The following is a 17,915-nucleotide window of genomic DNA, read 5'->3' as shown; positions in this document are numbered from 1 at the left end:
GTTGCGCCGGTCGCCGTCACGGGTTGTGTGGCGCGAGATCGCGCAGTGCCGCCGCGAGCCCGGCAAGATGGTCGGTCGCATCGGTCAGCGCGTCGCGATCCGGACCGGCCTTGGGGCTGTCCACGACGAGCCGGCCGACCGCGGCGACCAACGTGCCGTACCCGTCGAGACCCTCGTCGAGTTGCCGGCGCATGTCGCGAATCCCGTCGGACAGCACGGCACGCTCGGACGCGGGCGCCGCCTCACGGGCCCGTTCGACGGCCTGCACCCTGGCGGCCACGGATCGCAGTGCGGCCGCGGCCTCGGCACCGGTCGCCCTGGCGTGCTCGATCGACTCCACCGGCACGGCGACCTTGCCGGTCGACAACTGGGTGAGCAGCTCGCCGAGCGTCTCCTCCGCGTCGGCCAGCCGGACCATCGGCTCGCGCGCCACCGAACCGCGAGGTGGCAACACGGCGGAGGCGGCCGGCACGGCGCGGGACTTCGGCGCCTCGCCGAAGTCCCGCTGTGCACGACGGACCACCCGCAGCCGCTGGCCGGACCGGAACGCGAACGTGCCGGACACCAAGCCGACCGCACCACAGCCGAGCGCGAGAGTGACCGGCTGCTTGAAATCGCTCACGCCGGTGAGCGCGACCACGACGATCACCGTGCAGATCACCGTGATCAGCGCCCACAGCGTCATCCACCGGCTGGCCCAGGCCGCCCGACGTTCCAGCCGTGCCCACTCCCGCGCCCGGCGCACGTCGGGATCGTCCCGACGCGCGATCCGGTCGCGGATCTGCTGTGCCACGGGCCCGTTCACATGTCGTGAGACGAGCTGGGTCAGCTGGATCAGGTCACGCCCGCGCGGGCCCATGGCACACCGTCACTTCGTAGGTCAGGACCCCTGGGGGTTGGCCTTCTGCTGCTGCTCCTGCGCGACGCGCTTCTGGATCTCGGCCTGGATGTTGCTGCCCGCCGACTGCCCGGAGCCACTGGTCACCTCGCCGGCGACATTGCCGCCGGACATGGACGCGCGGATCTGGTCCAGCCGGGACTTGCCGGCCATCTCCGTGGTGGAGGCCTGGACCTCCATCATGCGGCCCTGCACCGAGTTCTGCGCCAGCTCCGCGGACCCGAGCGCGGTGGTGTACCGCTTCTCGATCTTGTCGCGGACCTCCTCCAGCGACGGGGTGTTACCCGGCGCGGCGAGCTCGGTCATCTGGTTGAGCGACTTGGAGACCTGCTCCTGCATCTTGGCCTGCTCGAGCTGGCTCATCAGCTTGGTGCGCTCGGCGAGCTTCTGCTGCAAGGTCATCGCGTTGCGCTCGACGGCCTTCTTGGCCTGCTCGGCCGCCTGCAGCGAGTTGTCGTGCAGGGTCTTCAAGTCCTCGATGCCCTGCTCGGCCTGCACGAGCTGGGTGGCGAAGCTCGCCGCCGCGTTCTCGTACTCCGTGGCCTTCTGCTCGTCACCCTTGCCGCGGGCCTCATCGGCCAGCACGAGCGCCTGACGTGCGGAGGCCTGCAGCTTCTCCACGTCGCCGAGCTGCCTGTTGAGCTTCATCTCCAGCTGACGCTGGTTGCCGATCACCGCGGCCGCCTGCTGCGACAGCGCCTGGTGCTGGCGCTGCGCATCCTCGATGGCCTGCTGGATCTGCACCTTCGGGTCGGCATGCTCGTCGATCTTCGACGAGAACGCCGCCATCAGGTACTTCCAGAACTTCACGAACGGGTTGGCCATCTCCTCCGCCTGCCTTCTCCGTGCTGCTGACTGCCGCCCCCAGTGCGCCGACTGCGGGGCCCGGTTGGGTGGTACCGCCATTCGCCGCATTCTGGCAACGTCAGTCTGGCAACGTCGGGGTACCGCTGTGGGTTCCATCGTGTCAGGTGCGACGCGCACGTTCCACAAGACCCACCGAAATCAGGGATCACTCCGGATCTACCCGGAGAAGATCACAACCCTTCGAGTGGGTGGATCTCAGGGCGATCACGGTCACCCGACGAGACGGCGAAGATCAGGCGACCAGCACCCCACCGGACCGGGAGTCGGCGATCGACCCGTCGATCCGGTGCCGCAGTGCGGGCTGGATCCGCAGGTCGGACAGCGTGTCGCCGAGCAGCGGCTCGACCAGTTCGCCACCGTCGACCGACGCGCTGGCGGTCGGGTCGCGCTCCTCGCGCTCGCCGGCCTCGGCCGGTGCGGGGACGGTGTCCATCCTGGCGGGCACAGTGGTGCCGACGGTGGACAACGAGTCGATGTCGAGTGCGACGTTGTGCAACAAATCGGACAGCGGGAGCTCGAGAGCGTCACAGATCGCGGCCAACAGCTCACTGGAGGCTTCCTTGCGGCCCCGCTCGACCTCGGACAGGTAACCAAGACTGACCCGGGCTGTGCGGGAGACCTCGCGCAGCGTGCGGCGTTTGTTGGTGCGAGCGTGACGGAGCCGATCACCGATCGCCTCGCGCAGCAGCACGGTCATCGCGCGCCTCCCTTCTCCACGGTGCGCCGTACTCACACGTTACCCAGCCGGGACGAGCAAGCGCAGCGACTTGACCTCCCGTCCGCCAAGGGCGAACGCGGATCGAGGCCGATATGTTCCTCAGTGTCACCCGAATGGTCACTCGAATGGCACCCCTATTTGGCCCGCGAGCAGGGAAAAGCATGCTCGCGCCGCCGCCGAGCGGACCTCGTGACGGCCTCCGGCGATTTGTTCGCCACGTACAGTCGCCGGCGCGCCATTCGGCCCAGCGACGGCCACGAACACCGTCCCGGGCGGCTGACCGTCCTGTCCGTCAGGCCCGGCGACGCCGGTCAACCCGAGCCCCCAGTCGGCGCCACAGCGCTCCCGCGCACCCGTGGCGAGCGCGCCCGCCACGTCCGGGTGCACAGCGCCGTGCTCGGCCAGCAGCGCCCGGTCCACCCCGGCCAGCTCGGCCTTCAGGTCGGTGGCGTACACGACCAGCCCGCCGCGCAGGACCGCGCTCGACCCGGACACCGTGGTCAGCAGCGCGCACACCAAGCCCGCGGTGAGCGACTCGGCGGCGGCGACCGTCTCCCCTCGTTCGCGCAGCGCGTCGACCAGCCGCCTCAGTGCGGCCTCCGGGATCCCGGTGTCGAGTGAACTCATCCGGCCTGCGGGTTCACGCGCTTGCCACGCGCCCTGAGCTTGACCGCCCTGATCACGTAGTCGATTCCGGTGACGACCGTGAGCACGAGCGCGATCCCCATGGCCACCCAGAGCACACCGTCCACAGTGGACGGAAGCGGCAGCAGGTAGAGCCAGATCGCCGCGATCTGCGCCAGTGTCTTGAGCTTGCCGCCCCGGCTCGCCGGGATCACGCCGTGCTTGATCACCCAGAATCGCAGCAGGGTCACGCCGACCTCGCGCGCGGCGATCACCAGCGTCACCCACCACGGCAGCTCGCCGAGAATGCTCAGCCCGACCAGCGCGGATCCGGTCAGCGCCTTGTCCGCGATCGGGTCGGCGATCTTGCCGAAGTCGGTGATCAGGCCGAGCCGGCGGGCCAGCTTGCCGTCCAGGTGGTCGGTGATCGACGCGACCGCGAACAGCCCGGCCGCGATCAGCCGCCACGTGGTGTCGTGCCCGTCCCCCGCGAACAGCGCCAGCATGAACACCGGCACCAGCGCCAGCCGGGACACGGTCAGCATGTTCGCCACGTTCAGCAGCGGCACCACGGTCGGTTCGGGCAGCGACGCCGCCGGTGCGTCCGGTGCGTCGGCGGTGTCCGGATGGTCGGCCGAGTCCGCCGACGCGGTACTCACCGGAGGACCTCGAGCGGGCGCACCACGAGGTCGACGCCCTCGGACGCCTCGACCTTGGCGCGCACCATGTCCCCGACGGCCAGCCCGTCACCGTCGACGATCACGCATTCGCCGTCCACCTCGGGCGCCTGGTGCGCGGCCCGACCGGCCAGCTCGCCGCCGTCGACGGTCTCGACGAGCACGGCGACCTCCTGCCCGATCCGGTCCTCGGCCCGCTGCGAGGTCAACTCCTCGACCAGCCCGCCGATCTCGGCGACCCGCTCGGTGATCACCTCGGGGTCGAGCTTGCCGTCCAGCGTCTCGGCCTCGGTGCCGTCCTCGTCGGAGTAGCCGAACACGCCGACGGCGTCCAGCCGCGCCCCGGTGAGGAACCGGCGCAGCTCGTCAAGATCGGCGTCGGTCTCGCCGGGGAAGCCGACGATCACGTTGGTGCGGATGCCCGCCTCCGGCGCCAGCGCGCGGATCTGCTTGGTCAGCTCCAGGAACGAGTCGGTGGACCCGAACCGGCGCATCCGCCGCAGCACCCGTTCGCTGGAGTGTTGGAAGGACAGGTCGAAGTAGTCGGCGACGCCGTCCGTGGTCGCGATCGTGCGCACCAGGCCCGGCCGCGTCTCGGCCGGCTGCAGGTAGGACACGCGCACCCGCAGGACGCCGTCCACCGCGGCGAGCCTCGGCAGCAGCTTGTCCAGCGCGTCCGGCCCGCCGACCTCGCGCGGCAGGTCCTTGCCGTAGGACGTGGAGTTCTCGCTGACCAGGAACAGCTCGCGGGCGCCGTGCTGGGCCAGCCACGCGGCCTCGGCCACGATCTCGTCCGGGTGCCGGGACACGAACGAGCCGCGGAAGGACGGAATCGCGCAGAACGAGCAGCGCCGGTCGCACCCGGACGCGATCTTCAGCGACGCCACCGGCGAGTCGTCCAGCCGGGTGCGCAGCACGCGCGGCCCCCACCCGTGTCCGGGAACGGCGACCTGCTCGGCGGCGGCCGGGCGCTGGACCGGGCTGATCGGCAGCAGCGTTCGCCGGTCGGTCGGCTGGTGCGAGGCGACGGTCCGCCCGGCGACCACGTCGTCCAGCCGCTCGCCCAGGTTCGGGTAGTGGTCGAAGCCGAGCACGGCGTCCGCCTCAGGCAGGCTCTCGGCCAGCTCGGAGCCGTAGCGCTGGGCCATGCAGCCGACCGCGACCACCTTCGCGCCGCTGGTCTCTGCCACGTCGTGCGCGGCGAGCAGCGTGTCCACCGAGTCCTTCTTGGCCGACTCGACGAACCCGCACGTGTTCACCACGATCACGTCGGCGGCACCGGAGTCGGCGTCGACCAGGTTCCAGCCGCCGTCGGTGAGCCGGCCGGCTAGCTCCTCGGAGTCGACTTCGTTGCGGGCGCAGCCGAGCGTGAGCATGGCGACGCGGCGCGAGTCGGGTTGGGTGGACACAAGGCCCTAGGGTAGCTGGAGCTTTTTTATCTCGGGCAAGGTCGCTCCGCTCTCTATCGAGGGCAGGGTCGCCTGGTTCGGCTTCGCCGAACGGGGTTGTGGTCTTTTTGGGTGGGTGGCTGGGTGCCGAGTGTGGGTGGTTGGGTTTCGTGGGTGGTTCAGTCACGCCTCCTCCGAGACAGTGGGCTCGTTCCTCGCCCTCTGTCTCTCCGGCGTCGTAAGGGCGACCGCCCTCGACAATGAATTTCGACCTCAGCGTGGTTTGCGCTCGGGGCGGTCAACACACCCGGCTGCGTGAGGCTTGGTAGGTGTAGGTGGGCCGGTCGACCTCAGTGGGTGGACAGGGCATTGCTGAGCAGAGTGCGGAGGTGCGCGGGGTCGGCCTCTCGATCGCCGAGCAGGATCGCGGCGCACAGTCCGTCCGACAGCGCGACCAGAGTCTCGATCGCGTCCTGGTCGTCGGTCTGCGTTCTGGCCAGCTCGGCCACGTTGTCCCGCCACCGCCGGGCGACCGGGCGCAGCGCGGGCCGGCGCGCGGCCAGGGTGGACAGCTCGCGCTCGGCCAACGCGCGCTCGCGCCCAGGACCGGCCGACTCGGCGAGGAGTTCGGCGAGTCCGAGCAGCTTGTCCTCGTCCGAGTCGATGATCGTGCGGATCCGCTCGGTGTACGCGTCGGCGACGCTGGTCAGCGCCGCGACCAGCAGATCGTCGAGCGTGGCGAAGTAGTACAGCGTCAGGCTGGCGGTAATGCCCGCCTCCTTGGCGACCGTCCGGTGAGTCACCCCGGCCGCACCGTCGCGGTGCACGACGGTCAGCGTCGCGTCGATGATCTGCGCCTTGCGGCGGACGCCGCGAACCTTGCGCCCGTCGACCGCGGACTGTTCACCGGCCATCGTCCCTCCCCGTCAGCTGGAGGTTAACGCCTCCGACTGCGGCTCGGGGTGACCGACCGGGCGCAGGTGTCGCAGTGTCACGAAGCAGGCGACGGCCGCCGCCGCGATGGCCGCACCGACCGCGACGGCGGCCACGTTGAGGCCATGGGTGAAGGTTGCCCGTGCGTGCTCCAGGCCGCCGGAACGACTGTCGCCCATGATCGCCGTGACGAGGCTGCCCAGCAGGGCCACCCCGGCGGCGAGGCCCAGCTCCTGGACGGTCTCGGACAGCGCGGCGGCCGAGCCGGAGTTCTCCGCGGGCGCGGCGCCCACAACGATGTCGGTGCCCAGCGCGGCGATGGCCCCGAGCGCGAGGTACACGAACGCGAACCCGGTGACGACGGCCGGCCTGCTGTCCAGCCCGGCACCCGCGAGCAGGGCGTAACCCACCAGGGACAGTGCCAGCGTGCCGGCCATGACCACACCCGGTGACACCCGGCGGGCCAGCAGCGGCGCGCCGATTCCCGCGACCAGCATGGCCAGCGCCGGCGGACCCATCCACAGTCCGGCCACCCGCGGCGTGAGCCCACCGACGAGCTGCAGGTACTGCGTGGTCAGGTACATCACGCCGCCCACACCGATCAGCCCGACGAGGAGCACCGCGAGCGCGGCCGAGAACGCCCGGTTCTTGAACAGCCGGGTGTCCAGCAGCGGCGCGTCGAGTCTGGCCTGCCGGCGCACGAACGCGACCGCCGAGACGATACCGAGCGCGGCGGCGGCCAGCGTCTGAACGTCCAGCCCGTTCGCGGCGGCGTGCTTGATCGCGTAGGTGATCGGCAGCATCGCCGCCAGCGACAGCCCGACACTCGGCAGGTCCAGCCGCCCGACTCGCGGCGCGCGGTACTCCGGCAGCAGCACCGGCGCCAGGGCGAGCACCAGCACGGCGACCGGGACGGCGATCAGGAACACCGCGCCCCACCAGAACTCGGCGACCAGCGCACCGCCGACGACCGGCCCGGCCGCCATCCCGAGGGCGAACATCGTCGCCCACACGCCGATCGCGACGGCCCGTTGCCGCACGTCCGCGAACAGGGTGCTGATCAGCGACAGTGTCGACGGCATGAGCGTCGCGCCGACCACGCCGAGCAGCGCGCGGGCCACCACCAGCAAGGACGCGCTCGGGGCGTAGGCCGCGAGGGTGGAGACGGCGCCGAACGCGGCCACGCCGATCATCAGCAGCCGGCGCCGCCCGAACCGGTCCCCCAGGGTGCCCATGGTGATCAGGAATCCGGCGACGAAGAAGCCGTACGAGTCCATGATCCACAGCGTCTGCACCGGCGTCGGGTCCAACTCCGCGGCCAGGCTCGGCTCCACCAGGTACAGCGCCGTCACGTCGAGCCCGAGCAGCACGGTGGGCAGCGCCAGCAACGCCAGGCCGCACCACTGCCGCCACCCCGCACGGTTTCCGCTCATCAACGCCCCTCGTCACAAGTTGAACCATCGTACTACTTGTACCGTAGTACAACTTGTTGTGGACGTGTCGCCTCGGCCCGGCCGGGCGGCGCTCGGCTAGGTTGATCTCCGTGGAGGACGATGTGCTCGTACGGCGGGCACGAACCAGCGACGTGCGGGCCATGAAGGCGATCATCGACACGTACGCCGGGCGAGTTCTGCTCACCAAGCCCCTGGTCACCCTGTACGAGGACGTGCAGGAATTCTGGGTGGCCGAACGCGACGGCGAGCTGCTCGGCTGCGGCGCGCTGCACGTGCTGTGGGAGGACATCGCCGAGGCGCGCACGATCGCCGTACTGCCCGGCGATCGCGGCAGCGGTGTCGGTCACGCGATCGTCGCCAAGCTGATCGACACCGCGCGCGAACTCGGCCTCGCGCGCGTGTTCGTGCTGACCTTCGAGACCGAGTTCTTCGGCCGGCACGGGTTCGTGAAGATCGACGGCACACCGGTGTCCGCCGACGTGTACGTGGAGATGAGGCGCTCGGCCGACGAAGGCGTGGCCGAGTTCCTCGACCTCCCCTACGTCAAGCCGAACACCTTCGGCAACACGCGAATGCTGCTCGAGCTATAGGCCGCTGCGGACCGCGTCATCTCGGTGCTGCTCGACCGCCTTGACCCGCGGTTCGTCACCGTGACCGGGCCACCAGGCCTTGTGCCCGATCATGGCGGTGAACGCCGGCACGAAGAACATCGACATCACGAACGCGGACAGCACGATGCCGATCGCCACGGCGAAGCCCATCTGGGTCAGCAGACTGACACCGGCGAGCATCAGCGCGGCGAACGTGCCGGCCAGGATCACACCCGCGGCGGCCACGGACGGGCCGGCGTGCTCCACGGCCAGGTCGGCCGCCGTACGCGGATCCTTACCCTCGCGTGCCTCCTCGCGCAGCCGGGCGATCATCAGGATGTTGTAGTCCGTGCCGATCGCCACGACGAACAGGTACAGGATGATCGGCAGCGAGAACATCAGCCCCGCGTTGCCGGCGAAGCCCTGGAACACGATCACCGTGGCGCCCAGCGTGGCCAGGAAGTTCACCACGACCGCGATCATCAGGTAGATCGGCGCGACGATGCTGCGCAACAGCAGCCCGAGGATCAGCGCGATCAGCACGGCGGCCACCGGGAAGATCACCGTCAGGTCGCGGTTGGTCGCCTGGCGCACGTCGGCGAACGCCGAGGTCTGCCCGCCGACGAGCACTCTGGTGTCCGGCGCGGCCGCCGCGTGCGCCGCGTTGCGGACCGGGCCGTCCTTCTCGACGAGGTCCAGCGCCGCGTTGCTGAACGGACTTTCCTTCAACAGCACGGAGATCTGCCCGACGGTGGCGTTCGGCCGCAGCGACTCGGCCATCGCCTTGCCGACGCCCTCGGCACCCCCGACCGCCGTCGCCACCCTGGTCACCGCGTCCTGGCTCAGCGGCGCGCCGTTGGTGGACACCACGATCACCTTGGTCGGGTTGAGCGCGCCGGCCGGGAAGCCCTGCTGCATGTCCTTGAACGTCTGCGACGACTCGGTGTCCGACGGGAGTTGGTCGATCTGGTCGTAGTTCGCGGTGAACCCGAGCGCGCCGACGGCGAGCCCGACCATGACCAGCCCGGACACGCCGGCGACCAGCGCGGGCCGGCGGCCGACCAGCTTGCCGGTCTTGGCCGAGAGCGTTCCTTGGTGCTCCTGCTGCCACTGCTTCTTCGACGGCCAGAACACCTTGGTGCCGAGCAGCGACACGATCGCCGGGATCAGCGTCAGGCCGGCGACGAGCATGGTCGCCACCGCGATCGCCAGGCCAGGGCCGAGCGTGGCGAACGAGCCGAGCGTGGACAGCACCAGCGCGGAGAACGCGACGATCACCGCGCCGGCCGCGGACGCGATCGCCTCGCCGACCCGGGCCACCGCGGTGGCCATGGCCTGCTTCGGATCGTCGCCGGCACGCAGCCGTTCTCGATATCGGAACAGTAGGAACAGGATGTAGTCGGTGCCGATGCCGAACATCACCACGGTCAGCAGTGAGCCCAGCTCCTGACCGACCTGGAAGTCGAATGCCTTGCCCGCCAACGCGATCAGCGACGTGGACACGGTGAACACGAGACCGACGGAGACCACCGGCAGCAGTGCCGCGACCGGCGAGCGGAAGATGAACAACAGCAGCCCGATGATGATCACGATCGTGGCGATGCCGATCAGCTTCTCGCCGTCTTTGAACGAGTCCTGGTTGTCCAGCATCAGTGCCGCGTCACCGGTGACACCGGCCTTGAGACCACTGCCCTGCAACGACGCGGACAGCTTCTCGCGGACCTTCTTCACCGCGTCGACCACCGGCTGGTCCTGCGCCTGCCCGTCCAGCGCGATGTTCGCCAACTGCACGGAATGGTTGGGGGACAACGATTCCGGGCCGGACACGACTCCCTTGACCCGGTCGATGCCGGCCGCGTTCAGCTCACCGGCGACCTGGGTGACCCGCCCCTGGTCGGGCACGCCGAGTGGAGCGCCGTCCTGGCGCTTGAACACGACCAGCGCGGTCGCCTGTTTGCCCGTGGGGAACGCCTTCTCGGCGATCTTGGTCGCCTCGACGGACTCGTAGCTGTCCGGCAGGAAGCTGGTCTGATCCGAGTTGGTGATGTCGGTCAGCTTCGGCGAGAACGCCACGATGGCGAACGCGGCGAGCACCCAGATGCCGATGACCTTCCACGGATTGTGGACGACGACGCGTCCGATGCGCTCGAACATGATCTCCCCTGACTGGACATGCCCCACTTACCGGCCGTAAAGTTAGCGAGCTTACTTGCCGGCCGTCAAGTAAGTTGTCGGCCGTCACATCAAGGTCAAGACTGCATCGCGTCCGATGTGCCCGCTGGAGAGAGGAACGGATGTCCACTCGAAGGGAGGACACCGCCGGACGGATCCGCGAGGTGGCCCTCGTGTTGTTCTCCGAACACGGCTACGAGGGCACGTCGCTGCGCCAGATCGCCGAGACGCTCGGGTTCACCAAGGCGGCGCTGTACTACCACTACCGGTCCAAAGAGGACATTCTCGAAGCGCTGCTCAAGCCGATCTTCGACGAGATGCGGCACCTCATGGACGCAGCGCCGACGACGGTCTCCGATCCGGTGAAGCTGCGTGAACTGCTCGAGCGGCACACCGAGATGCTGCTGCGGCACCGGCACGTCGCGCTCCTGCTGAGCAACGACATCGCGATCTTCACCAAGACGGCGATCGGCGACCGGATCAGGGCGCAGTTCGACGAGTTTCAGCACATCCTGGTCACCGACGACGCGCCGCTGGAGCAGCGGGTGCGGATGATCGCGGCGTTCGGGGCGCTGCAGTTCGCCGTGGTGTCGTTCCCGGACGCCTCCGAGGACGAACTGCGCGAGCCGGCGCTCGCCGCGGCGCTGGCGGTTCTCGGCCAACCAGGGGGCGCGGCGCGCGAATAGGGGTCGATCCCTTGTCGGGCAACGTTAGAGGTCACGCGGGTTGGGCAGAAGCCTGCTGCCCCAACCCGCGCAACCCCTTAACCACGATTCAACCAAACAGGGGTTGGCAAAGTCGATCACGTGGTGCGGAATGGGTTGTCCGCGTTCGCCTCACGAGGGAGTGACACCCGTGGCCACCTCAACCCTGCGTCGCACCATCCGTGCGTCGGTCGCCACCGCCGCTGTGGCTGGCACCCTGTTCGTCGGAGCCGGGACGGCCTCCGCCGATCTGACCCCCGACCAGCTTCGGTCCACCACCGACAACTACCTGTACAGCAAGTCGCTGTCGGCGTTCCAGACCCTGCGCGGCGACAAGCCGTACGCCAACCAGCTCGACTGGTCCTCCGACGGGTGTTCGAACTCGCCGGACAACCCGTTCGGGTTCAACCTCGTGAAGGCGTGCTACCGCCACGACTTCGGCTACCGCAACTACAAGAAGCAGAGCCGGTTCAGCGAGGACAACCGCAAGCGCATCGACGACAACTTCAAGAAGGACATGTACACGGTGTGCGACGGGAACTGGGCGTGCAACCGGTTCGCCGACGTGTACTACGCGGCCGTCCGCCAGTTCGGTGGCGGCAGCTGACGACCGTCCACTGTGGACAGCCGGGCCGGCCTGGCACCACTCGCGGTGCCAGGCCGGCCCGGCGATCTCGGGCGGCTCGGTCGATGTGAGCCTGATCGGGCACCGTGCGGCTCGCTATTCCCGCGGCGCACGCGCCAATGTCTTGCACACCTCGCGCGCCAGTTCCTCGGGTGCGCGGCCGCGCCACGGCGTGTCGACGAACACCTGAGAGTCGTCGGACCGCAGGACCACCCGGAACACCTCGGCGTTCCGATGGTCGTTCGCCGCCCAGTCGACGTGCAGGCCGTTGTCACGCAACCGCTCGTGATCCACGCCGGTCAACACGAGCCGCCCGGCGGTTCGGTCCGGCGTCTCCCACGAGTGGTCGGCCGCCACGCGCGCGACCTCGTCGTCGTACCGGTCGGCCGGGAAGGTGACCCCGCGACGCATGGGCACCTCAATCAGCCAGTCCCAGTGCACCCGATCGCCGTCGCGAGTGATCCTGATGTCTGTGGACCCGCAGCCGTACACACCACAACCGCAGCGGGCGATCGGCACGGTGTGCGGCTCGTTGCCTGCGATCAGACGGTTGGCGGGAATGAGAATGTCGTACGGGTCCATGCCGAGGCCCGCTGCCGCGGCCGTCATCTCCTCGTCGTTGACGGAGATCAGCACCTGGAAGCCACCCACCTCGCTGGGCGCCGGAGCTACATCCAGCCGCAGCGAGTCGACACCCGGGCGACGGGCCACTCCCCCGCCCGCCGCGACGACGAAGCCGGGCAGAATCGTTCCCGGCTGGGGAATCCCCAGTTCGGCGAGCATCTGATCGACCAACTCGCGGATTTCCCAGTACGGGTCGCGCGCCGAGGCGCCCGCGAGGTCCCGTAGCGCCGGCGAGTCCAAGCCGGCGATCAGCGCGTCGCACGCCGTGTCGACCAATTCGGCGGGGCCGGCCGCGCCCCACCGGTCCACGGCGTCATAAAGACGCTGTTCGATGATCGCGTCATCCGGCTTGGTCACGCCGCTCATCATCCTTGATCGGCATCCCCGGCCACAGCGAATTCGCGGGCATCTACTCTCTGCGCCATGAACTACCCGGGACCGGGCCAGCCCTGGGGCGGACAGCCGCAGCAGCAGCCCCCGTACGGCCAGCAGTATCCGCAGCAGCAGTACATGCCGCCGCAGCAGCAGCCGTGGACACTGCCGGGCTGGGGCGCGATCCCGGCGGTGATCGGCACGGTGCTGATAGTGATCGGGATCTTCGCGATCGACTGGACGGACGGCGGTGGGAGCTACGTCGACGCGGCCAAGCCGTACGTGCAGGCCTACGACAAGGACCTGGTGCCGCCGGACAAGGAGAACGGCTTCGTCTTCTTCTATCTGAAGTTCGGCATCTTCGGCTTCGCCGCCGCCCAGGCGATGCTCGCGCTGATGTGGTCGCTCGGTTCGGTGCGCGGCCGGGTCAGCGCGTTCCTCACATTCGGCATCTGGGGCGCCGGGCTGCGCGCGGGGCGGCTGAACGGCGCGAGGATCGCGCTCACCGTGGTCTGCGTCCTGTTCACCGCTCTGCACGTCACCGCGTGGGTCATGTGGACGGACCTGGTCGGCGCCGACATCGGCGACCTCGAAGCCGGCGCGTGGCTCACTCTCGCCGGACTGGTCCTCACCACGATCGGCTGCGCCGTCGGCCCGCGCTCCGGGTTCGCCCAGCCGCCGCTACAGCCGATGCCACCGGGCCCATACGGCTACCGCTGATCCCCAAAGCACAGCACCTAACAACAGACAGACATTTCGACTACCCATTCAATAGATCCTCGACTAGCTGCCAAACCCCAGTTGCCGGGTTCAACCTCCAAGCATTTAGGTGATCTGGCGTTCGCGCTTTCGCTCGAGATATAGCGGCATGGATCCCCGGCTCGTACATTTCGAACCGAAATTCGCCACGACTCTTGCCATAGTTGGGCACATGCGCACGTAGCTGAGGTACAACATGCGCAAAAGAGGCCATGGGGCGAACACAGGCGACAAAGTGCAGCAGAAGCCAGTATTCGAAACAGGGATTAGAGACCGCTAGACCGATACCTCGATCGCGCGCGAGGGCAACAACGCTCTCAAGATCGAAGTCATCTACATCTACAACGCACCAAGCCCGATCGTAAGTTTCATTTTCGGCAACTCTAGCGGTATATTGCACCAGCGATATCGGAGCTTCGCCTCTTCCGCGCACGTCGATGCGCAGCGCCGGATTGCGCGCAGCTTTCTTTAGGCCACGAAAGTAGCTTGGCTCCGTTACTTCACCGCCACAGACAATCAGTACCTGTTGTCGTTCTTCAAGCTGTGGACCACGGCGGCCGCGACGATTTTCGCGACGAGTCATGATTTCAGCACTGCGTCGGCAAACTCTTGCGAGTCCAGCACCGGCACCGCCCCGTAGCTGCCACCGAGATACCGACGTTCGGTATTCTGGCCCGAGCGCGGCTTAAAATCAGTCAATGCATAAAGACTGCTGGCACCTAGACGGCCTTTCTCAACGAACCAGATCTGATCACGCTCCAAGACACTGTCGCCCACCATTGTCCCCAACAACGTCGTGTCATGAGTCGTGAATATCAGCTGGGCGTTATTCTGATTCGTATCTGCATCTTGAAACAGCCCTACTAGCTGTGCTGTCAGTAGTGGGTGAAGACTCGTATCTATCTCATCCACCACGACGACGCTGCCCAACTCAAGCGCCTCGAGGACTATAGGAAGGAGTTCAAGCCACGATCTAGTCCCTGCAGATTCTTCCGCAAGTCCGAACAGTTCACCACCTGAGCCATGGATAAATTTCAGCTCAGCCCGGCGGTCCTCTATCTGCCTAATGAGATACTCGCGTTCAGTGCGCAAGTTTTCCATTTTGGCCGTCGATAGCAGATTACCTTGAGGGTCATCCTCCTCCGCCTCTACCAGCCGTGTCTCGACTCGACTAAGACGAGCCACAAGCGTTGGATCATCTGCCTCTTCGACGCGAAGACCAGTGATACCAACATCAGCCGCAGCAAGCAACGCAAGGAGGCGGTTGATGTTGCCGTCTCGGCGGTTGATGAACCGTTGAACGGCCTCTGCTAGGCGAAAGGTTCGACCAACCTGCCATCTAATGCGGAGGCTCGACCGAAACCAATCGTAAACCGGCATAATCGGCGCAAGCTTCGTTCGTGCCGCAGCGCTGAGAAACAGAGCATTTGGACGAGTAAGCTCTTCGAGCACCTCAAGCCTCGATTTCAGGTCAGCTACCGTTGACCCAAATTTAATGTCACTGCCTACACGTTCAAACAGTACGCGTCTACGCTTCTCAGGGTACGAATAAAGCCACTCTTCATGAATGGAATCGTCATCAAGAGTAAATCCGTAGGTATAGGCTACTCCGTCTACCACTATTTCAATCACAAACGACGATGGCAATTCTCGACATTCACTTCGAAGTCGAAACGGTTGCCGTGGAATGTTCCCTTCGATCTCCCAGCGGGCAAACGACTGCAAGACGGCTGAGTGCATGAACATGAGGCCGCTCAATAGATTGGACTTGCCCGAGGCGTTTGCACCATAGATGGCGGTCACTGGCACGACCGACCGGCTGCTCTTCGTCGCGGGCATGAGGAGCAACTCCTGCTCGTCAGCGAACGAGCGGTGGTTGACGAGCCGGAAGCTACGGAGCATCGCGAGCTCCCTCCTGGAGATGTTTCACCGCGTTCTGTGCCAGTAAACCGCACGGAACGTGCTGTAGCACTGTTAGAAGCGGTTTTTGATGCTCACTCGTCGTCATCGGACGGCGGGCCGCCGCCGCGGATCGAGTAGAGCAGGCCGTCCAGCTCGTCCGGCTTGACCAGGACCTCGCGCGCCTTGGAGCCCTCGGACGGGCCGACCACGCCACGTGATTCCAGCAGGTCCATCAGCCGGCCCGCCTTGGCGAACCCGACCCGGAGCTTGCGCTGCAGCATCGAGGTCGACCCGAACTGCGAGGTGACCACCAGCTCGGTCGCCTGCAGCAGCACGTCGAGGTCGTCTCCGATGTCGGAGTCGATCTCCTTCTTCTCCCCCGCCTTCGCCGCGGTGACGCCGTCCGTGTAATCCGGCTGCGCCTGGTCCTTGGTGAAGTTGACGATCGCGGAGATCTCGTCGTCGCCCACGAACGCGCCCTGGACACGCACCGGCTTGGACGCACCCATCGGCAGGTACAGCCCGTCGCCCATGCCGATCAGCTTCTCCGCGCCCGGCTGGTCCAGGATCACCCGCGAGTCGGTCAGCGACGACGTCGCGAACGCCAGACGGGACGGCACGTTCGTCTTGATCAGACCGGTGACCACGTCCACCGACGGCCGCTGGGTTGCCAGCACCAGGTGAATACCAGCGGCACGGGCCTTCTGCGTGATCCGCACGATCGCGTCCTCCACGTCGCGCGGCGCGGTCATCATCAGGTCGGCCAACTCGTCCACGATCGCCAGGATGTACGGGTACGGCCGGTATTCCCGCTCGCTGCCGGGCGGCGTGGTGATCTGGCCGGACTTCACCTTCTTGTTGAAGTCATCGATGTGCCGCACCCGGTTGGCCTGCATGTCCTGGTACCGCTGCTCCATCTCCTCCACCAGCCACGCCAGCGCCGCCGCCGCCTTCTTCGGCTGCGTGATGATCGGCGTGATCAGGTGCGGGATGCCCTCGTACGGCGTCAACTCGACCATCTTCGGGTCGATCAGGATCATCCGGACCTCGTCCGGCGTGGCCCGCGCCAGCAGCGACACCAGCATCGAGTTGACGAAGCTGGACTTACCGGAACCGGTGGAGCCCGCGCACAGCAGGTGCGGCATCTTCGCCAGGTTCGCGGTGACCATGTGGCCCTCGATGTCCTTGCCGAGGCCGATCACCATCGGGTGGGTGTCCTTGACCGCCGTCTGCGAACGCAGCACGTCGCCGAGGCGCACCATCTCGCGGTCGGAGTTGGGCACCTCGATGCCGACCGCCGACTTGCCGGGGATCGGCGCGAGCAGGCGCACGTTGTCGGTGGCCACCGCGTAGGCGATGTTCTTGGTCAGCGCGGTGATCTTCTCGACCTTCACGCCGGGGCCCAACTCGACCTCGTACCGGGTGACCGTCGGACCGCGGGTGAACCCGGTGACCTGAGCGTCGATCGAGAACTGGTCCAGCACGCCGGTGATCGCCTCGATCATGGTGTCGTTGGCGCGGCTGCGGGCCTTGGGCGGATCACCGTCGGCGAGCAGGGTCGGATCGGGCAGCCTGTAGTCGCCGTCCACCACCCTGGTGAGCGCCAGCTGTCCGCCACTGTCCTTTTTGGACTTCGGCGCGGCCTCCACGTCGGGCGGCGGGGTTGCCTTGACCTGCAACGGTTTCTTCGGCTTCGCCGGTACGGGCTCCGGCTCGGCGGGCGGCTCCTCGCTCATCGCGGCCTGCCTGCGGCGCGACGGACGGCGCAGCTTCACTTCGGGCTCGGCCTTCGGCTCGGCCAGCTCACCGGCGAGGTCGTCGTCGTACTCGGCGTCGTCCGGGTCCATGCCGAGATCGCGCAGCCGGTTCGGGATCTCGCGGATCGGCGTGCCGGTGAACACGAGGATGCCGAAGCCGAGCGCGAGCACCAGCAGCGGGATCGCGACCCAGGCGGTCACCCCCTTGGCGAGCAGGCCGCCGGAGACGTACCCGATCGCGCCGCCGGCGTAGCGCCAGCCCTTGTCGTCGACCGGTTCGCCGGTGAACACATGCAGCATGCCGAGCAGGGCCAGGGTGAACAGCAGCGAGCCGATCACCAGCCTCGGCCGCTTGTCCGGCTGCGCGTCGGACCGCATCAGCGCGACGCCGATCACGAACAGGGCCAGCGGCAACGCCACGGCCGCCGCGCCGATCACCTCGCGCACGCCGAACTCGACGTAACGCCCGACCGGACCGGCCGCCCGCCACCACACCGCGGCGCCGAGCACCACGGCGACGGCGATCAGCCCGAACGCGAGGCCGTCGCGTCGGTGCGCCTGGTCCAGGTCCTTGGTGCGGCCGATGGTGCGGGCGAGGCCGCCGGCACCACGGGCGATCAGGTTCCAGGTCCGGGCGAACGCGCCCGGACGCCGGGCCGCCGGCTTACGCGCGGGAGCCTTGCGCCGGGTCGAGGACGGCTTGCTGTTGCTTGCTCTGGTTGTGCGGGTACCGCCTCGGCTCCCTCGCGAGGTCCCACGCTTCGAGGCTGTCGTCCGCCCTGCCATGCCCAACACGGTAGTCGGCCCTGTCCTCTCGTCACACCAGTCACTCGAGTCACGCTCGTCAGCGC

17 protein-coding genes are annotated in these 17,915 nt (G+C 67.7%); 4 read left to right on the top strand and 13 right to left on the bottom strand.

What is annotated here, in order from left to right; translation table 11 throughout:
- Positions 1 to 16 precede the first annotated feature (16 nt).
- The 8 genes from pspM to EV193_RS22595 form a co-directional block, all read right to left on the bottom strand.
- Positions 17 to 859 (bottom strand): phage shock envelope stress response protein PspM, encoded by an 843-nt coding sequence (gene pspM, locus EV193_RS22630; RefSeq protein WP_130346223.1) that lies wholly within the window; start codon positions 857 to 859, stop codon positions 17 to 19.
- A gap of 21 nt (positions 860 to 880) precedes the next feature.
- On the bottom strand, positions 881 to 1,723 hold the full coding sequence (locus EV193_RS22625) for a PspA/IM30 family protein (protein ID WP_130346461.1): 843 nt from the start codon (positions 1,721 to 1,723) through the stop codon (positions 881 to 883).
- Between the two features lie 274 nt (positions 1,724 to 1,997).
- The gene (locus EV193_RS22620) at positions 1,998 to 2,462 is read right to left on the bottom strand and encodes a helix-turn-helix domain-containing protein (protein ID WP_130346222.1); all 465 of its coding nucleotides are present in this window, start codon (positions 2,460 to 2,462) and stop codon (positions 1,998 to 2,000) included.
- Between the two features lie 138 nt (positions 2,463 to 2,600).
- Positions 2,601 to 3,110: a CinA family protein gene (locus tag EV193_RS22615; protein ID WP_130346221.1), complete on the bottom strand. Its 510-nt coding sequence runs from the start codon at positions 3,108 to 3,110 to the stop codon at positions 2,601 to 2,603.
- Positions 3,107 to 3,766 carry a CDP-diacylglycerol--glycerol-3-phosphate 3-phosphatidyltransferase gene (gene pgsA, locus EV193_RS22610; RefSeq protein WP_165401467.1) on the bottom strand — a complete coding sequence of 220 codons (660 nt, stop codon included), beginning with the start codon at positions 3,764 to 3,766 and terminating at the stop codon, positions 3,107 to 3,109. The genes EV193_RS22615 and pgsA overlap by 4 nt, the downstream gene beginning before the upstream one ends.
- Complete coding sequence (rimO, locus tag EV193_RS22605) at positions 3,763 to 5,160, bottom strand: 30S ribosomal protein S12 methylthiotransferase RimO (protein WP_130346457.1); 1,398 nt, start codon at positions 5,158 to 5,160, stop codon at positions 3,763 to 3,765. Before rimO ends, pgsA begins: the two co-directional genes overlap by 4 nt.
- A 362-nt stretch (positions 5,161 to 5,522) precedes the next feature.
- Positions 5,523 to 6,086, bottom strand: coding sequence for a TetR/AcrR family transcriptional regulator (locus tag EV193_RS22600; RefSeq protein WP_130346220.1), 564 nt, complete (start codon positions 6,084 to 6,086; stop codon positions 5,523 to 5,525).
- Positions 6,087 to 6,098: 12 nt separating this feature from the next.
- Positions 6,099 to 7,538, bottom strand: coding sequence for an MFS transporter (locus tag EV193_RS22595; protein ID WP_130346219.1), 1,440 nt, complete (start codon positions 7,536 to 7,538; stop codon positions 6,099 to 6,101).
- Between the two features lie 110 nt (positions 7,539 to 7,648).
- On the opposite strand from EV193_RS22595, the gene EV193_RS22590 reads away from it, so the two are divergent.
- The gene (locus EV193_RS22590; RefSeq protein ID WP_130346218.1) at positions 7,649 to 8,149 is read left to right on the top strand and encodes an amino-acid N-acetyltransferase; all 501 of its coding nucleotides are present in this window, start codon (positions 7,649 to 7,651) and stop codon (positions 8,147 to 8,149) included.
- Here EV193_RS22590 and EV193_RS22585 read toward each other — a convergent pair.
- Positions 8,144 to 10,303 (bottom strand): MMPL family transporter, encoded by a 2,160-nt coding sequence (locus EV193_RS22585; protein ID WP_130346217.1) that lies wholly within the window; start codon positions 10,301 to 10,303, stop codon positions 8,144 to 8,146. The two genes, EV193_RS22590 and EV193_RS22585, sit on opposite strands and share 6 nt — an antisense overlap.
- A 140-nt stretch (positions 10,304 to 10,443) precedes the next feature.
- Between EV193_RS22585 and EV193_RS22580 the strand changes: the two genes are divergently transcribed.
- On the top strand, positions 10,444 to 11,007 hold the full coding sequence (locus EV193_RS22580; protein WP_130346216.1) for a TetR/AcrR family transcriptional regulator: 564 nt from the start codon (positions 10,444 to 10,446) through the stop codon (positions 11,005 to 11,007).
- A 169-nt stretch (positions 11,008 to 11,176) separates the two neighbouring features.
- Entirely contained in the window at positions 11,177 to 11,632 is a 456-nt protein-coding gene (locus tag EV193_RS22575) for a phospholipase (protein ID WP_242613585.1), read from the top strand.
- A 114-nt stretch (positions 11,633 to 11,746) separates the two neighbouring features.
- On the opposite strand, the gene EV193_RS22570 is transcribed toward EV193_RS22575, so the two are convergent.
- Complete coding sequence (locus EV193_RS22570; protein WP_130346214.1) at positions 11,747 to 12,631, bottom strand: hypothetical protein; 885 nt, start codon at positions 12,629 to 12,631, stop codon at positions 11,747 to 11,749.
- 66 nt (positions 12,632 to 12,697) lie between these two features.
- On the opposite strand from EV193_RS22570, the gene EV193_RS22565 reads away from it, so the two are divergent.
- On the top strand, positions 12,698 to 13,366 hold the full coding sequence (locus tag EV193_RS22565; RefSeq protein WP_130346213.1) for a hypothetical protein: 669 nt from the start codon (positions 12,698 to 12,700) through the stop codon (positions 13,364 to 13,366).
- Between the two features lie 40 nt (positions 13,367 to 13,406).
- Here the strand turns inward: EV193_RS22565 and EV193_RS22560 are convergent, their stop codons facing one another.
- The 3 genes from EV193_RS22560 to EV193_RS22550 all read right to left on the bottom strand — a co-directional run bounded on the left by EV193_RS22560 (position 13,407) and on the right by EV193_RS22550 (position 17,850).
- Positions 13,407 to 13,988, bottom strand: a complete 582-nt coding sequence (locus EV193_RS22560) for an RloB family protein (protein WP_130346212.1) — start codon at positions 13,986 to 13,988, stop codon at positions 13,407 to 13,409.
- Positions 13,985 to 15,307, bottom strand: a complete 1,323-nt coding sequence (locus EV193_RS22555) for an AAA family ATPase (protein ID WP_130346211.1) — start codon at positions 15,305 to 15,307, stop codon at positions 13,985 to 13,987. Before EV193_RS22555 ends, EV193_RS22560 begins: the two co-directional genes overlap by 4 nt.
- 92 nt (positions 15,308 to 15,399) lie before the next feature.
- A complete protein-coding gene (locus EV193_RS22550; protein WP_130346210.1) occupies positions 15,400 to 17,850 on the bottom strand; it encodes an FtsK/SpoIIIE family DNA translocase in 2,451 nt (816 codons plus the stop codon).
- Positions 17,851 to 17,915 lie beyond the last annotated feature (65 nt).

This window comes from Herbihabitans rhizosphaerae (assembly GCF_004216555.1).
Classification (GTDB): Bacteria; Actinomycetota; Actinomycetes; order Mycobacteriales; family Pseudonocardiaceae; genus Herbihabitans; species Herbihabitans rhizosphaerae.
This window is presented reverse-complemented; position numbering and strand designations above follow the sequence as displayed.

What these genes read in the sequence shown, in the direction of transcription:
- pspM (WP_130346223.1), bottom strand. Translation starts at nt 859, where the DNA reads ATGGGCCCGCGCGGGCGTGACCTGATCCAGCTGACCCAGCTCGTCTCA.
- EV193_RS22625 (WP_130346461.1), bottom strand. Translation starts at nt 1,723, where the DNA reads ATGGCCAACCCGTTCGTGAAGTTCTGGAAGTACCTGATGGCGGCGTTC.
- EV193_RS22620 (WP_130346222.1), bottom strand. Translation starts at nt 2,462, where the DNA reads ATGACCGTGCTGCTGCGCGAGGCGATCGGTGATCGGCTCCGTCACGCT.
- EV193_RS22615 (WP_130346221.1), bottom strand. Translation starts at nt 3,110, where the DNA reads ATGAGTTCACTCGACACCGGGATCCCGGAGGCCGCACTGAGGCGGCTG.
- rimO (WP_130346457.1), bottom strand. Translation starts at nt 5,160, where the DNA reads ATGCTCACGCTCGGCTGCGCCCGCAACGAAGTCGACTCCGAGGAGCTA.
- EV193_RS22600 (WP_130346220.1), bottom strand. Translation starts at nt 6,086, where the DNA reads ATGGCCGGTGAACAGTCCGCGGTCGACGGGCGCAAGGTTCGCGGCGTC.
- EV193_RS22595 (WP_130346219.1), bottom strand. Translation starts at nt 7,538, where the DNA reads ATGAGCGGAAACCGTGCGGGGTGGCGGCAGTGGTGCGGCCTGGCGTTG.
- EV193_RS22585 (WP_130346217.1), bottom strand. Translation starts at nt 10,303, where the DNA reads ATGTTCGAGCGCATCGGACGCGTCGTCGTCCACAATCCGTGGAAGGTC.
- EV193_RS22580 (WP_130346216.1), top strand. Translation starts at nt 10,444, where the DNA reads ATGTCCACTCGAAGGGAGGACACCGCCGGACGGATCCGCGAGGTGGCC.
- EV193_RS22565 (WP_130346213.1), top strand. Translation starts at nt 12,698, where the DNA reads ATGAACTACCCGGGACCGGGCCAGCCCTGGGGCGGACAGCCGCAGCAG.
- EV193_RS22560 (WP_130346212.1), bottom strand. Translation starts at nt 13,988, where the DNA reads ATGACTCGTCGCGAAAATCGTCGCGGCCGCCGTGGTCCACAGCTTGAA.
- EV193_RS22555 (WP_130346211.1), bottom strand. Translation starts at nt 15,307, where the DNA reads ATGCTCCGTAGCTTCCGGCTCGTCAACCACCGCTCGTTCGCTGACGAG.
- EV193_RS22550 (WP_130346210.1), bottom strand. Translation starts at nt 17,850, where the DNA reads ATGGCAGGGCGGACGACAGCCTCGAAGCGTGGGACCTCGCGAGGGAGC.